15 protein-coding genes are annotated in these 16,643 nt (G+C 41.2%); all 15 read right to left on the reverse strand.

From position 1 onward, the window contains the following. Window positions 1-9: 9 nt before the first annotated feature. Complete coding sequence (mutS, locus tag HM131_RS11510; RefSeq protein ID WP_085029896.1) at window positions 10-2,589, reverse strand: DNA mismatch repair protein MutS; 2,580 nt, start codon at window positions 2,587-2,589, stop codon at window positions 10-12. Between the two features lie 153 nt (window positions 2,590-2,742). Then, window positions 2,743-3,318 (reverse strand): outer spore coat protein CotE, encoded by a 576-nt coding sequence (locus HM131_RS11515; protein WP_085029897.1) that lies wholly within the window; start codon window positions 3,316-3,318, stop codon window positions 2,743-2,745. A gap of 205 nt (window positions 3,319-3,523) precedes the next feature. Next, entirely contained in the window at window positions 3,524-3,946 is a 423-nt protein-coding gene (locus tag HM131_RS11520; protein WP_085029898.1) for a YlbF/YmcA family competence regulator, read from the reverse strand. 1 nt (window position 3,947) lies between these two features. Further along, entirely contained in the window at window positions 3,948-5,519 is a 1,572-nt protein-coding gene (miaB, locus tag HM131_RS11525; RefSeq protein ID WP_085029899.1) for a tRNA (N6-isopentenyl adenosine(37)-C2)-methylthiotransferase MiaB, read from the reverse strand. A gap of 153 nt (window positions 5,520-5,672) precedes the next feature. Further along, window positions 5,673-6,848: a glycine C-acetyltransferase gene (locus HM131_RS11530; protein WP_085029900.1), complete on the reverse strand. Its 1,176-nt coding sequence runs from the start codon at window positions 6,846-6,848 to the stop codon at window positions 5,673-5,675. Between the two features lie 21 nt (window positions 6,849-6,869). Then, window positions 6,870-7,910, reverse strand: a complete 1,041-nt coding sequence (tdh, locus tag HM131_RS11535; RefSeq protein ID WP_198162619.1) for an L-threonine 3-dehydrogenase — start codon at window positions 7,908-7,910, stop codon at window positions 6,870-6,872. 247 nt (window positions 7,911-8,157) lie between these two features. Next, entirely contained in the window at window positions 8,158-8,418 is a 261-nt protein-coding gene (locus tag HM131_RS11540) for a stage V sporulation protein S (protein WP_008640081.1), read from the reverse strand. A 110-nt stretch (window positions 8,419-8,528) separates the two neighbouring features. Beyond that, window positions 8,529-9,326: a TIGR00282 family metallophosphoesterase gene (locus HM131_RS11545; protein ID WP_085029901.1), complete on the reverse strand. Its 798-nt coding sequence runs from the start codon at window positions 9,324-9,326 to the stop codon at window positions 8,529-8,531. A gap of 94 nt (window positions 9,327-9,420) precedes the next feature. Continuing rightward, window positions 9,421-10,983: a ribonuclease Y gene (gene rny, locus HM131_RS11550; protein WP_085029902.1), complete on the reverse strand. Its 1,563-nt coding sequence runs from the start codon at window positions 10,981-10,983 to the stop codon at window positions 9,421-9,423. Between the two features lie 295 nt (window positions 10,984-11,278). Continuing rightward, window positions 11,279-12,319, reverse strand: a complete 1,041-nt coding sequence (gene recA / locus HM131_RS11555; RefSeq protein WP_085029903.1) for a recombinase RecA — start codon at window positions 12,317-12,319, stop codon at window positions 11,279-11,281. A gap of 155 nt (window positions 12,320-12,474) precedes the next feature. Continuing rightward, window positions 12,475-13,722, reverse strand: coding sequence for a competence/damage-inducible protein A (locus HM131_RS11560; RefSeq protein WP_085029904.1), 1,248 nt, complete (start codon window positions 13,720-13,722; stop codon window positions 12,475-12,477). After that, on the reverse strand, window positions 13,719-14,297 hold the full coding sequence (gene pgsA, locus HM131_RS11565; RefSeq protein ID WP_085029905.1) for a CDP-diacylglycerol--glycerol-3-phosphate 3-phosphatidyltransferase: 579 nt from the start codon (window positions 14,295-14,297) through the stop codon (window positions 13,719-13,721). The genes HM131_RS11560 and pgsA overlap by 4 nt, the downstream gene beginning before the upstream one ends. 102 nt (window positions 14,298-14,399) lie before the next feature. Beyond that, a complete protein-coding gene (locus HM131_RS11570) occupies window positions 14,400-15,314 on the reverse strand; it encodes a helix-turn-helix domain-containing protein (protein ID WP_232324770.1) in 915 nt (304 codons plus the stop codon). Between the two features lie 20 nt (window positions 15,315-15,334). Next, a complete protein-coding gene (locus tag HM131_RS11575) occupies window positions 15,335-16,126 on the reverse strand; it encodes a DUF3388 domain-containing protein (protein WP_085029907.1) in 792 nt (263 codons plus the stop codon). Window positions 16,127-16,319: 193 nt separating this feature from the next. Then, a complete protein-coding gene (locus tag HM131_RS11580; protein ID WP_085029908.1) occupies window positions 16,320-16,580 on the reverse strand; it encodes a DUF3243 domain-containing protein in 261 nt (86 codons plus the stop codon). Window positions 16,581-16,643 lie beyond the last annotated feature (63 nt).

The following is a 16,643-nucleotide window of genomic DNA, read 5'->3' on the forward strand; positions in this document are numbered from 1 at the left end:
TTTACTACTTTATGACTTCATTTTTTTCTGCAGTTGATATAGCTCATTCATTGCATCCATTGGAGTCATTTCTAATAAATTCAAATTTTGTATATGCTGTTCAAATTGACTGGCAGAACGCTCAGCTTTACGTGCCTTCGGAGATTCCTCCTCAATAAACAAACTCAATTGCTCCTCTTCTGCACTCGCTGCGGCTTCCGCTGATGAATAAGCACCTTCTAATTGGTCAAGGAGCTCGGTAGCTCTTGTAATTAGAGGTTTTGGAAGATCAGCAAGTTTGGCCACGTGAATACCATAGCTCTCGTCAGCAGGTCCTTCTTTAATTTGGTGAAGGAACACAACATTGCCCTCGTATTCTTCAGCCCTAACGTGAACATTTTTCAAACGCTCCAGTTCGCCTTCAAGGGAAGTAAGCTCGTGATAGTGCGTGGAGAATAAGGTCTTTGCTCTTATATGTTCATGAATGTGCTCAACGATTGCCTGCGCTAACGCCATTCCATCGTAGGTGCTCGTCCCCCTGCCAATCTCATCGAGTAAAATCATACTGTTTTCAGTCGCGTGGGCTAGGGCATGATTAGCTTCGAGCATTTCGACCATGAATGTACTTTGGCCTGAGACAAGATCATCTGCAGCTCCTATCCGAGTAAATATTTGATCAAAGATTGGCAGATTAGCAGAATCGCAAGGAACAAAACTTCCCATCTGTCCTAAGATCGCAGTAAGAGCTAGTTGTCTCATGTAGGTACTTTTACCCGACATATTCGGACCTGTAATCAGAAGGACATCCGTTTCATCATTCATATAGATATCGTTAGGAACGAATGTATCCCCTTTTAATACTTTTTCAACGACGGGGTGTCTTCCTTGTTTGATATCTACAGTTCTTGTATCTTCTTTATAGGTCGGCCGTACATAGCTGTTTGTTTCAGCTGTCTGAGCAAATCCTTGAAGGACATCAATTCTACTGATTTGATCAGCTAAATACTGCAGTTTTTGAACATAAGTTTTTACTTGATCACGAACTTCAAGGAACAATTCATATTCAAGATCAACACTTTTTTCTTGTGCCTCCAAAATGATCGACTCTTTTTCCTTTAATTCCGGGGTTATGAAGCGCTCGGCATTCGTAAGGGTTTGTTTTCGTTCGTACATCCCTTCTGGTAGAAGACGCAAATTAGCTTTGGTCACTTCAATGTAATAGCCAAATACGCGGTTGTATCCTACTTTTAAGGACTTGATCCCCGTTGCTTTTCTCTCTTTCTGTTCTAATTCTGCAATCCACTGCTTCCCGTTTTTTGAAGCGTCCCTATACTCATCCAATTGATCATGAAATCCGTCACGAATCAAACCGCCTTCTTTAATCGTCATCGGAGGATCATCCGCAATACTTGCTTCCAGCAATTCTTTCAATTCGTGAAGTGGATCGATCGAATGATAAAGCTCTTCAATGGATGGATGAGTGAACTCACGCAGCGTTTCTAAAATCTCGGGAATCTTACGCAGGGAGTTTCTTAGTTGAATTAAATCTCTTGCGTTCACATTTCCGTAAGCAACTCTTCCAGCTAGACGTTCCAAATCGTAAACAGATGTTAATTGCTCTCTTAACGTTTCCCTCTCTAAGAATTGATGAAGAAATCCTTCTACCTGACTATGTCGCGTATCAATTGCGTTTTTGGAGAGCAAAGGACGCTCCATCCATTTCTTAAGCATCCTCGCTCCCATTGAAGTGATTGTCTGGTCGACAATGGATAATAAACTGCCTGATTTTCCACCTTTTCTTAGTGTTTCAAGTAATTCAAGATTCCGCTTTGAATACATGTCCAAAGTCATATATTGCTTTAACTCAATTACTTTAACAGGTTGTAAATGATCAAGGGTACGCTTTTGAGTTTGTTGAATATATTGAAGTAATCGACCAAATCCAATCTTAAGTTTATCTTGATGTACGTCAGCCACTAGATCAACGAAAGCTTCCTCAATAGTAGTCTCATCCTGATAAGAAACGGTATACCCTAGACGTTCCTTTAGCATTTCTTGTTGCTCTGCCGGAAAATCACTGGATACGACAACTTCTTTTACTGGACGACTGTAGAGTTCCCCGATAGCAGCATCAAATCCGTCTGCGACAAGGGCCACGCTATTTTCCCCTGTAGTTAAGTCATTATAGCTTACTGTATAGGTGCCGTCTTCGAACTTACTTAAGGAAGCGATATAATTGTTTTCTTTCTCATCGAGCATGCTTCCTTCCATTACTGTCCCAGGAGTAATCATCTGAACCACTTCACGTTTGACTACACCTTTTGCCTGTTTCGGGTCTTCCACTTGTTCACAGATGGCGACCTTGTAGCCTTTTTCAACCAGTTGTTTTATGTAATTTTCTGCAGAATGATAAGGGACACCGCACATCGGAATTCTTTCATCCGCTCCCCCATCCCTACTAGTCAGAGTGATTTCCAGTTCTTTCGAAGCTGTAAGCGCATCTTCAAAGAACATTTCGTAAAAGTCGCCTAGCCTGAAGAAAAGAAAAGCATCTTTCTGCTGGGATTTAATTTTCAAATATTGCTGCATCATGGGTGTATAGTTTGCCATAAGGTAAATCCTCCAAAACGATCTTTATTCATACTTTACCAATTATAGCACACATCCTTAGGAGCCTTGAATAAAATGAGATGGAAATTGTAAAAGACCCCAAATGGATGGGGTCAAAAAGAAATCCTCGCTGAATCAGCAAGGAATGTAGATTTAATCATCTTTATCATGGTCGTCGCTGGATGATGACGGAAGAAAATCAGGATCAATCGCAGAAAAATCATCAGAAGATAGCTCATACTCATAGTCATCATCATGATCGCAGCCGTGTGGGTCAACCTTAACGCACAATTTAGTTTCCCCAATGACATCCACAGAAAATTCTCTTTCTACTTCTACTGTAATTTTTTGTCCATTTCCAGAGATGTTAGCCTCAAGGCAATTAGGCTGCTGCACCACTTTGGCAATCACTTCAAAATCATCGTGGACACAGTTATCATCTTTGATAGCCAATCTGACATGGTCACAGTAACTTACTCTTTCTGTCACAACTTCTGTCTTCGTATTATCGTTGTAGGAATACCAGACATTGACATCGTAACTGCCAGATACTTCTACATAGTCCCCTTTTTTCTTCGCATTGTAAATATGATTGATTACCCAACAGCCTAGGATACTTGTTGGACGGTGTGAGGGACTGATCGTGTGTGTCGATTCCGTGAACTTTTTACCTTTTCCGATTACAGCTTTTGTGATGATTTCTCTGTAATCACGCTCAAAAAAAGACATATGGTTTCTCTCCTCCTTATTCTACCACCCATCCTATGCAGGGGTTGGGCGAATGGTGACTAACAGGATAAAGGCCTAAGGACGTGTTTAATTCATTCTATGCAAAAGCCCAAAAAATTGTACGAAAAAAATCCGTCAAAAGGGAAAACCTCTTGACGGACGTGTCTAAATCAACAAAAAATATTTATTTTTTGTTCAAAAAAACTTAGTGGCACCCACTATTTTGTGTTTTTGTACCTGTTTCTCCTTTAAGCAAATCTCCCCCAGTAGATCGAATAATTTCATTCGTCACTTCACGGGAAATTGTACTTGAAATCATTTGAAGAATATCATTGATCACAACTTGTGACTCTTTAAACTCGGCTACGACAGGAATTTCATCAAGCTCATTCTGCAGACGATCGATTTCACCTTCTACTTTTTGCAAAGCTTCCTGTTTACCATACGCCTGGAAGTTGACCGCTTGCTTTTGTAAAGCTTTGATTTTTTTAATATGAGACTGAACCTTCTGATTGTCGTTCAACTTAGCTTCCAACTGCTTAAATCGATCAATCTCTTCGATATCTGCCATCATTTTAGCCAATTTATGAGCTTCCTCAACAACTTGTTTACGTGTATATTGTGCCATTTCATTTCACCTCTGCGCTTGCTTCAACCATTTCTCCATCTAAGGACCAGGTCTTCGCTTTTGTTATTTTGACTGGAATGATGCTTCCAATAGCTGTTCTTGGTGCTCTGAAGTTCACGAGCTTGTTACGTTTTGTATAGCCGGCCAGAACATCCGGGTTATTCTTACTTTCTCCCTCGACTAATACATGTACGATTTCACCTTCATATTGTTTCATTGCTTCAGCCGATTGAGCATTAACTATTTTATTCAATCTCTGCAGCCGCTCTTTCTTTTCTTCCATAGATACATTATCTTTCATTTTCGCAGCAGGGGTGTTCTCTCGCGGACTGTAGATAAAAGTATAAGCCGCTTCGAATCCAACCTCTTCCACCAGAGAAAGGGTGTCCTGGAATTGTTCTTCCGTCTCATTTGGGAACCCTACAATAATATCAGTAGTCAACGTCGCTTCAGGCATTGCTTCACGAATTTTGCGGACAAGCTCTAAATATTCTTCTCTCGTGTACTTACGCCCCATAATTTTCAAAATCTCTGAATTTCCAGATTGGACCGGCAAGTGGATATGATCAAGCATATTGCCGCCCTTAGCCAAAACTTCAATCAGACGATCATCAAAATCACGAGGGTGTGATGTTGTGAAACGGACGCGAGGAATGTCGATACTGCGAAGCTCGTCCATTAAATCGCCTAGGCCGTATTCTATATCCAGATCTTTTCCGTACGCATTTACATTTTGCCCGAGAAGTGTGATTTCTTTATACCCTTGAGCAGCCAGGTGGCGCACTTCCTGGATAATGTCTTTTGGCAGCCGGCTTCGTTCTTTACCTCTTGTATAAGGGACAATACAATACGTACAGAATTTATCGCAACCATACATAATATTGACCCATGCTTTAATTTTTCCTTTACGGGACCTCGGCAGATTTTCAATGATGTCTCCTTCTTTCGACCATACATCAATGACCATTTCTTTGCCGAACATGGCTTCCTTCACTAATTGAGGGAGTCTATGAATATTATGTGTTCCAAAAATTAAGTCAATAAACGGATGTTTTTTAAGTATACGGTTAACGACGGATTCCTCTTGAGACATACAGCCGCACACACCGATAATCAAATTCGGGTTTTCCATCTTTAATGGCTTCAAATGGCCGATTTCACCAAAAACTTTATTTTCTGCGTTTTCACGGATTGCGCAGGTATTTAAAAGAATAATATCCGCTTCTTTTGTATCTGAAGTGGACTCATAGCCCATTTCTTCAAATATACCGGCCATCACTTCAGTATCATGTTCATTCATCTGACAGCCGTAAGTACGAATCATATATTTCTTACCTTTTCCAGATTGATCCATATCTTCAGGGATTTCAAAATCATACAGTACATCCGTCTCTTTTCTCTTTCTGCGCTGCGCATCCCTCATATTTGGAGGTTGGTAAGTGGTTTCAAAATATTTCATGAAATCTTCACTAGTTTTCTGCTTTATACGATTCAGATTGTCATGTTTAGACATCTTATTTTCAGGTTTTTCTTCACGAATTTGCGACATTTCCTTTCGCTGTTGTTCGTTCATTTCGATCTCCTTTCAAACCGTGCCTTCTAACTGTACTATTATATCAATGATTAGACAAAAATTTAAGTATAATTTAAAGCATTCCCACAAATCGTACCAGTTTCACATAGAAAAAGCCACTATGATGAACATCATCATAGTGGCTGCCAGACATTACAGTATGTTCAATTTCTTCCCGACTTTTTCAAAAGCATCAAGTGCTTCTTGTAATTCTTCTTTAGAATGTTCGGCTGTTACAATCGTTCGAATTCTGCCTTTCCCTCGTGGGACAGTCGGAAAGACAATCCCTTGCGCGAAAACACCCTCTTCGAAAAGTTCATCAGAGAATTTGTGTGTAAGTGCGTCGTCTCCGATCATTACTGGAGTTACCGGGGTCTCACTAATTCCTGTATCAAACCCGAGGTCATTTAATCCGTCCTTAAAGAATTTCGTGTTATCCCAAAGTTTTTCAATCAGCTCTGGCTCGTTTAAAAGTACGTCAATGGCAGCATCGTTAGCAGCTGTAACTGCAGGCGGATGAGAAGTACTAAACAAGAACGGACGCCCTTTGTGAATTAAGTAATCTCTTAATGTCTTCGTACTTGCTACATAACCTCCGAGTACTCCAATCGCCTTACTTAACGTACCAACTTGGATATGTACTCGCCCATCTAGATTAAAATGATTTACTGTACCCCGGCCATTATCACCAAGTACGCCACTTGCATGAGCATCATCGACCATAATTAGCGCATTATACTTCTCGGCAAGTTCTACGATTTCAGGCAGAGGGGCTATGTTACCGTCCATAGAGAAGACTCCGTCTGTAACAACAAGACGTGTACGATAATCTGAACTTGCTTTTAATGCTTCTTCAAGAGACTCCATGTCAACGTGTTTATAAATCTTACGGTCGGCCTTCGTTAAGCGAATCCCATCAATAATAGAAGCGTGGTTCAATTCATCCGAAATGACAACGTCTTCTTTTCCAAGGATAGAGGATAAGACACCCTGGTTAGTAGTGAAGCCAGATTGGAAAACGAGTGCCGCTTCTGTATGCTTAAATTTTGCAAGCTTCTCTTCAAAATCTTCATGCATCTTAAGCGTACCCGCGATCGTACGAACAGACCCTGTTCCTACCCCATACTCCTGATTCGCTCGATCGGCTGCTTCTTTCATTTTAGGGTGAGAAGTAAGACCTAGATAGTTATTGGAAGATAGCTGGATGACTTCTTTTCCTTTGATCTTCACCTTAGATCCTTGGGCAGATTCTAAAGGAATCAGTTGTCTAAATGTTCCTTCATTCTTCATTTCGTCTAATTGTTCTTGTAAATATTCAAAGCCTTTCATAAAAGAAATCCTCCTCCAGTTTTATGGGTGCAGTACAACTTTTCCACATTTTCCTTGATTCATCAATTCAAAGCCTTTTTCAAACTCATCCAGCTTCAAATGATGAGTAATCATTGGTTTAACATTAACCTGGCCGGAATGAAGAAGTCTTGACACTTGCTGCCAGGTTTCATACATTTTACGACCAGTAATTCCCTGCACTTCTACACCTTTAAATACGATATCGTTCGTAACATCAAGGCTCACTCTTTTTGTCGGTAGGCTGAGTATGGAAACCCTTCCTCCGTTTGTGATCATTTTGAAGCCTTGATCCATAGCCACGGGATGTCCGCTCATTTCGCAAACGACATCTACACCATGCCCGTTTGTCAGGCTTCTCGCTTTTTCTACAGGGTCTTCCTCACCTGAGTGGATGGCAGCCGTTGCTCCCATTTCTTCAGCCAGTTGCAAGCGATATGGGTTTAAATCAAATGCTAATACTTGAGAAGCGCCAGCAGCTTTAGCAACACCAACTGCCATCAGTCCGATCGGTCCGCAACCAATAATCGCGACAGATTTTCCAGCTACATCACCGTTAAGGACTGTATGTACAGCATTCCCCATCGGTTCTTGAATAGATGCGATATCTGTCGGCATGTTATCAGGGTTTTTCCAAAGGTTGCTTGCTGGAAGTGCTACATATTCTGCAAAACACCCTTGAGTGTCGACACCAATAATCTTAGTATTTTCGCAGATATGAAATTTACCCATTAAGCACTGTGGACAATGTCCGCAAACCAAATGGGTTTCTGCACTGACATAATCCCCTATAGAGAAGTTGTTAACTTTTTCGCCAACTTCTACAATTTCTCCTGCAAATTCGTGTCCAAATACGTATGGAGGCTGAACGCGACTTGCGGACCACTCATCCCAGTTATAAATGTGTACATCCGTTCCACATATGGAAGTAGCCTTAACTCGTATCAGCACTTCATCTTCTTTGATAGAAGGAATCTCAACTTCCTTTAATTCCGCTCCAACTCCTCTACGATGTTTGACGATTGCTTTCATTGTTCCATTCACAGTGAACACTCCTAATCTATTATAAAACCTCTATATAAACAATACTAACATGAATTTAAATTATATCAAGTGAGTTTGTCCACTCTGAAAGGACATACGATTATCTCATTTGCTTCTCACGGATATGTGTTTTTGTATGCGTTTAAGAGAGCGCAATCAATACGTTGAATTTGATATTTTGGCATCAAAAAAACCGCACTCTATTTTAGAGTACGGTTGCTTGTATGAAGGTAGGGCGACTAATTAACTACCGAGGTTCGACAATCAACTTAATTGCCGTGCGTTCCTCCTCATCAATCATAATGTCGGTAAAGGCAGGAATACAAATTAAATCCATCCCACTAGGGGCTACAAATCCTCTGGCTATCGCAACCGCTTTGACCGCCTGATTAAGCGCACCTGCACCTATCGCTTGAATTTCAGCAGTACCGCGTTCTCTTACTACGTTTGCCAAAGCTCCTGCTACTGAATTAGGTACGGATTTAGCTGATACTTTTAATACTTCCATTACTAGCTCCTCCTTCAATCACTATAGTTGTTCCATAACTACTATATTCCTGGAGATGTAGAATATTACCTTTTTCCATTATGAATCAATTTGTCACAAAATTCAAATAATCATTCGAAGAAGGGATGGTCGTCATTGATTAATATACGCTGAACTTTTTTTGCCTGCCCCGACTTCTCATCTACATCTACCAAAAATCCGCTTAGTTGTGCTCTTCCCTTTTTTGGAACTTCAAAACGTACTGGTAGATTTGTAAGAAAGCGCTTAATCACTGCTTCTCGATCCATACCTAAAATTTCGTCATAAGGACCAGTCATGCCAACATCTGTTATATAAGCTGTTCCTCCTGGTAAAATTCTCTCATCAGCTGTTTGAACATGGGTGTGAGTTCCCACATTTGCGCTAACTCGTCCATCCACATACCAGCCCATAGCCTGCTTTTCACTCGTAGTCTCAGCATGAAAATCAAGGAAGATGATAGAGGTTCGTTTTTTAGCTTCTTCTATTAGTTCATCTACTTTTCTGAAGGGATCATCATTGGGGGCTAAGAACGTGCGTCCTTGGAGGTTGATGACAGCGACCTCTCCCTTAGGAGTTTTCACAAAAGTCATTCCCTTTCCTGGCGTGCCTTCAGGAAAATTGGCAGGACGGACAAGGTAATCAGCATCGTCTATAAAATCAAAAATTTCTTTTTTGTCCCATGCATGGTTTCCAAGAGTGACGGCCTGCGCTCCTTTTTCAAGAAATCTTCGATAGATTTTCTCGGTAATCCCTTTCCCTGATGCAGCATTTTCACCATTGACGATCGTGACTGCCGGCTGATACTTTTGCTTCAGTTTTGGTACATATTCGTCAATCATATCTCTTCCTGGAGAACCTACTACATCTCCGATAAATAAAATTCTCATAATCGATTCCTTTCTATGTCTTTTACTAAATAGTGATTTGCAAAAGGATTTGTCTTTAAACAGAAATGAAGCGGCCTAGGGCCGCTTCATCATATTATTTCGCATACTCCACAGAACGTGTTTCACGAATCACTGTTACTTTAATATGACCTGGATAATCGAGTTCTCCCTCGATTCGGTTTCGAATATCTCGTGCTAATCTAGTAGCTTCAAGATCATCAATTTCATCAGGGCGAACCATAATTCTCACTTCACGACCTGCCTGAATAGCAAAGGACTTCTCAACCCCATCATAGGATTCGGAGATTTCTTCAAGTTTTTCAAGGCGCTTAATGTAATTCTCAAGCGTCTCACTTCTTGCTCCTGGGCGTGCCGCTGATAGAGCATCAGCCGCCGCAACTAATACGGATATGATAGAAGTTGGTTCCTCATCACCGTGGTGGGAAGCAATCGCATTGATGACGGTGTCATTTTCTTTGTATTTCGTTGCTAGTTCTTTACCAATCTCAACGTGGCTGCCTTCAACCTCATGGTCGATAGCTTTTCCAATATCATGCAGCAAGCCTGCTCGACGCGCGAGCATTTCGTCTTCTCCTAACTCTGCAGCTAATAAACCTGATAAGTAGGCTACCTCTGTAGAGTGTTTTAAGACGTTCTGGCCATAACTTGTACGATATTTCAAGCGACCAAGGATTTTGATTAGGTCTGGGTGAAGTCCGTGAACTCCCACTTCGAAAGTAGTTTGTTCGCCAACTTCGCGAATGTAGTCATCTACCTCACGACGTGATTTATCCACCATCTCTTCGATTCGGGCTGGGTGAATTCTTCCGTCCTGGACAAGTTTCTCGAGAGCCATTCGAGCTGTTTCTCTTCGAATTGGATCAAATCCTGAGAGAATAACAGCTTCCGGCGTATCGTCGATAATTAAATCAATCCCTGTCAACGTTTCCAATGTGCGGATGTTACGGCCCTCACGTCCAATGATTCGGCCTTTCATCTCATCGTTTGGAAGGTTGACAACAGAAACCGTCGTTTCTGCGACATGATCAGCAGCACATCGTTGCAGGGCCAGTGAAAGAATGCTTTTCGCTTTCTTATCTGCTTCTTCTTTCGCACGATTTTCTGCTTCTTTAATCATTAGAGCTGACTCATGCGATACTTCCTGCTCCACTCGTTCGAGTATGATCTGTTTCGCCTGGTCTGATGTCAAGCCTGAAATCCGTTCAAGCTCGGTTTGCTGTTCTTGAAGCATAGCTTTCACTTTGCTTTCCATTTCTTCAATTTGTTGTTGTCTCTCGGCAAGAGCTCCTTCTTTCTTTTCGAGTGAAAGATCACGCTGGTCAAGCGTTCCACTCTTACGATCAAGATTCTCTTCTTTCTGTGTTAAACGATTTTCAGTTTTCTGCAGTTCCATGCGGCGTTCACGAATTTCGTTCTCCGCTTCTTGACGAAATTTCTGATTTTCTTCTTTGGCTTCAAGAAGAGCTTCTTTTTTCGCTGATTCAGCATTGCGTCGACCTTCTTCCACAATCTGTTTGGCAAGCTCTTCAGCGCTGGAAATTTTCGCCTCCGCAATCGATTTCCGAATAAGATAACCAACAACAGAACCGACGATGAGGGCAAGCAAAATGAAGATGAGCGAGGATATTAAATCCATATTTTCACCTCCTCTTGCTATGAACTTGGTCCGTTTGTCGGTAGTTACAAACGATTCATTTTCAGTTTCATTTAGTTAAAATAAGGGTATAAAGATGAAAATGATACACATTCATTTTATGCTTGACTATGCGTAATGTCAAGGAATCGTCAAATCTATCCTTCGACTATTTTGAAATATTTAAAACTATCAGTCTTTTCCCGTTCCTATTATAGAGTTTCAATGGTAGCAATACCTTTATAAGATAACAAAAAGAGCAGGGCCAATGAATGACTCTGCTCTTTTTATAATGGGATTATACGTCGAGGGTTTCTTGACTTTCCGCATTCGAGGCATTTCCGTCTTCATCATACTCCATGCCATAGTGTTCACGGATTAAGCGTTTCACTTCATCATATACTTCCGCATTTTCTTTTAAGAACTGCTTCGCATTTTCTCGACCTTGTCCCAGGCGTTCATCATTGTAGGAATACCACGAACCGCTCTTCTGGATGAGATCAAGGTCTGTACCGATATCAAGCAGTTCCCCTTCTCTTGAAATTCCTTCTCCATACATGATATCAACTTCAGCCTGTTTGAATGGAGGAGCCACTTTATTTTTAACAACTTTCAATCTCGTTTTATTCCCCACCATTTCATTTCCTTGTTTCAAAGTTTCTGCACGGCGGACCTCAAGGCGAACAGAAGAATAGAATTTTAGTGCACGCCCGCCAGGAGTCGTTTCAGGGTTTCCGAACATGACACCAACTTTTTCACGAATTTGGTTAATGAAAATAGCCGTCGTTTTTGACTTGTTTATTGCACCGGAAAGCTTACGAAGAGCCTGGGACATCAGACGTGCTTGCAGTCCAACGTGAGCGTCTCCCATTTCCCCTTCAATCTCAGCCTTAGGCACAAGTGCAGCTACGGAGTCAATAACGACCATATCTACAGCACCACTGCGAACTAGAGCTTCTGCAATCTCTAAAGCTTGTTCACCAGTATCTGGTTGTGATAGTAACAGCTCATCTATATTAACCCCTAAGTTTCGAGCATAAACAGGATCTAGTGCGTGCTCAGCGTCGATAAACGCTGCTTGACCACCTTTACGCTGTGCTTCCGCAATGGCATGCAGCGCTACCGTCGTTTTACCAGAAGATTCTGGCCCATAAATTTCTACGATTCTGCCACGAGGATACCCTCCAACACCTAACGCGACATCCAACGCAAGCGACCCGCTCGGAACGGTATTAACTTTCTGTTCAGCGTTTTCTCCCAATTTCATAATGGAACCTTTGCCGAATTGCTTCTCTATCTGACGTAAAGCCATATCTAATGCTTGTTTACGATCACTCATACTATACCGCCTTTCAAAATTTCTACTCCTATCATAACTTGTTTTTTTCGGTTTGCCAACTAAAAAAGCGAATAAATGTTCCCTTTTTTTATAAAATAAACATGCGATACTTCAAATTTCCCTATAAGAAATTTGAAATACCGCATGGATTTATACTATGAACTTGCTTTTTTAAGTTTGTGGAATAGCAATTCATACCCTTTCTTAACTGCCCTGTTTCGAATCTTCTCACGGCTTCCATCAAAATAGTAATGCTCTACAATCGGCTTCTCATCACAATATTGAAGACCAATGAAAACATTTCCCGGCTGATGGCCTTCACTCGGATCAGGGCCAGCTACACCAGTAAAACTGACGGTAATATCTGCCTGAAGCAAATGCTGAGCATTCAGGGCCATGACCTCCGCACATTCATAGCTAATCGTTCCAAATTCTTTAATAATAAAATTTGGAACTTGGATGACCTGCTCTTTTGTTTCGGGAGTATAAGCAACCAGGCTTCCTTGACACACAGAGGAAGCCCCTGGCAGTGAGATCATTTTTTCTATGAACCTACCCCCTGTCAGACTCTCTGCAGCGCCGAGTGTAAGTCCTTGCTCTTTGAGGAGGTCCCGTACTCTGGATTCAATGGCAACTTCATCACTTCCATAATAATAGCTTCCTACTCTTTGAAGCACAGCATCTTTTATAGACGCAACTTTTTCACGGGCTTCCTGATCAGATTCACCTGTAGCTGTCAAGCGCAGTGATACTTCCCCTTCACTAGCAAGGGGCGCAAGTGTAGGGTTTTTCTGCTCGTAAATCAGGTCAGACAATTCATCTTCAAGTGCCGATTCCCCAATCCCGATAAATCGCATCATTTCTGAGACGATTTCCGATTTTAGGTCGAAGACATTACGAAAATAAGGGAGAACACGCTGCTCCATCAACATTTTCATCTCTGATGGCACGCCAGGCAAGAACACCCACACTTTACCAGCTGCCTCAACGATCTGGCCCGGCGCCATCCCTTCGTCATTTTGGAGTACACTCGCACCTGATAAGACAAGCGCCTGCTTTTTATTATTTTCTGTCATTGTTCTATTGTTTTTTTCGTAATACATTTGAATTCTTTCCATCGAAACTGCATCTTCCATGAGGTCTTGATTTAAGACGTCTTTGGCTGCATCTCTTGTCAAATCATCTTCCGTTGGTCCAAGCCCACCTGTGACTACTATGAGATCAGATCGACTTTGGGCAAGTTGGAAAGTATCTTTGACACGTTCTAAATTATCTCCCACGACACTGTGACGATAAACAGGAATTCCTATGGTGGCTAACTTTTGTGAGATCCACTGGGCATTAGTATTAGGAATTTGACCAAGTAATAGCTCTGTTCCGACTGCAACGATTTCTGCATTCATTTTGAATCTCTCATAACGTGCCAGTTTTTTTGGAAATATTCATACCCAGAATAGACAGTAATAATAAGAGCCAAATACAGAACAATCGTTCCAAGCGGGAAACCTACAAAAGCAAACGGCCAGTTATGGAGCAGCAATATGGATATAGCAATAATCTGAATCCAAGTTTTTAATTTACCCATTTGACTGGCAGCAAGCACTGAACCTTCTCCAGCAGCAACAAGTCGAAGTCCAGTTACAGCAAACTCACGGCTGATGATCGCGATAACGATCCATGCAGGAGCGAGCCCTATTTCTACAAGCAGAATTAAGGCTGCACTGACAAGCAGCTTATCAGCTAGAGGATCGAGAAACTTACCCAAATTTGTTACTAGGTTATATTTTCTTGCAATGTACCCATCAATCCAGTCCGTTGTAGAAGCAATAATGAATAGAATTGCACCGGCAAGGTGGGAAACAGGTAGTTCAGCCTCTCCCATTTGGAATGTTCCCCAGTTAAACGGAACACTCATCAAAATAATAAAAATTGGGATGAGAAGAATTCTTGAAATCGTAATTTTGTTTGGCAAATTCATAATTTCACACTCCTGAAATCAAATACGTAAAGGCTGTCCAAAGAGACATAGAAGAAAACAGTTCTTCTGTCATCCCATGCTCCGGACAGCCTTATCATAATCTTATTCCTTGAAGTTGAGCAAGAGTTTTTGTGTAGAAAGTTCCTTATTTGGAAATTCCACTTCTTGATCATTGACTTTAACCGTTGTGCCAGGGGCATTACCGGTCTTGATGTAGAGCTGTTCTTTCCCACTCAGTTCTACTGTAATCGGCGATTTATCGATCGTATATTCTATCGGTTGAATCAGATTTTCGCCATTTTTAGGCGCATGTACTTCAAGGTAGCTTGTTCCTGTTAATTCAATGGTAAGAGTGCCTTCTTTTACGCCTGACACTTCAAACACATGTTCAGGAAAACCTCCTGATCCTTCTTCTACAAGATTCATTTCAACTTCTGGCTTTTCTTCAGCCTGATCTTGCTCTTTTTCAGCGGATTGATCTTCATCAGATGCTCCATCAGACGGTGCATCTTCCTCTTCTTTTTGTCCCTCTTCTGAAGAATCATCTTCGGAATCTGCAGGCACAAAAACTTCATCACTAGATTCTGAAGTGTCTTGAGCTTTACCATTTTCAGATGAATCATTGTTCAAAAGGAAGAACCATACCATAAATAAAGTACCAACAATGACCAGTAGCGTCAGCAAGCTAGGAAACACCCTGGAGCCTCCGGATGCTTTTGCAGTCGTTTCTTTTCTTGTTTTTTGCACACGGCTGTATTGGATCGCCTCTTCATCTTCATAAGTGGGGAGTTCTCCTTTATGTTCCTCCATCACTTGTTCGGGATCAAGGCCGACTGCTGCTGCATATTCTCTTATAAATGCTCTCGTATAAAATTTACCAGGAAGAACTTTAAACTCGTTGTTCTCAATGGCTTGCAGATAGCGCTTCTGTATCTTAGTATTCTCCTGTACTTCTTCTAAAGAAAGTCCCTTAGACTCCCGTGCCTCTCTCAGTCTAGAGCCAATATCCATCTCCATGTATAACACCATCCATCGTATTAAAAATCAAACATAGAAAAACCATCATTCATGGACATGTCTGGTTTTTCCACAGTCTCATATGTTATTTCCTCATCCTCGTTATTGCGAAGCTCGATAATGTAATCAAAATCATCCATTTTATATTCAGTTTCTTGTACAAAAATATCCGGATGCTCGATTACTTTTGTAGCGGGAAGCCTCATGATTTCCCTTACAAGCTGCCAATGTTTCTCCGTTGCACGTCTCGCTGAAACAATTCCATCAATGATATACAGATTATCTTCGCTATATTCTTCTTCGATGAGCTGATTACGCACCGTCTGCTTCAGTAACGTACTGGATACAAATAACCACCGTTTATTGGCACACACACTTGCTGCTACGACAGACTCGGTTTTTCCTACACGCGGCATTCCTCGAATCCCAACTAGTTTGTGGCCTTCTTTCATGAAAAGCTCTGCCATAAAATCGACTAAGAGACCTAAATCTTCTCTGTTGAACCGGAACGTTTTCCGATCATCAACATCACTATGTATATAACGGCCGTGTCTGACAGCTAAACGATCCCTTAATTTTGGCTTGCGTAATTTCGTCACTTTAATCGTGTCCATTGTATTTAAAATGGATTTTAACCGCGTAATCTGCTCTTCATCGTTACATAGCAAGAGCATGCCGCGATGTGAGTTTTCTACACCGTTGATGGTCACGATATTTATGGACATCATACCTAATAATGAAGAAATATCCCCTAATAATCCAGGGCGGTTATATTGGATTTCATATTCTAAATACCACTCTTTTTTTTCCATAACACAACTCCTCTGGAAAAAATGATGCTTCTTATCTACATACTTCGACACTTCTAAAAGTAACTCTTCATCTATCATAAATGATTTTAGCTGAATAGGAAAGGTTGGAAATCGATATCGAGTCAAAAAAGTAAGAAATATGTAGCCATAAACGAAAACTCCGCACAGATGAAACCGTGCGGAGTTTGTCGATTTAAGGCTGAGTACCTTCATTTTTTACAAGTTTCACCATCATGTTTGCAATGGCGTGCTGCTCTTTCTCGTCAGCAACGTTCCAAAGATCGCGAAGAACAGCTTCCTGATCATTTTTCGCATCTACAGAAGTTGCTAAGTAATTTCCAATTTCGTAAGCAAGGTCTGAAACTGCGCTTTGATCCATTCCTTGTCCTTGTGCCTGATGCAAACGATCGCCTAGAAAAGATTTCCAAGAATCAAAATTGTCAAGAACTGACATTCTGTTTCCTCCTCTGAATTTTATTCATGTTTAGTATTTGAGGAGGTTGTCAATTCTATACAA

It is taken from the genome of Halobacillus mangrovi (assembly GCF_002097535.1).
GTDB lineage: Bacteria > Bacillota > Bacilli > Bacillales > Halobacillaceae > Halobacillus > Halobacillus mangrovi_A.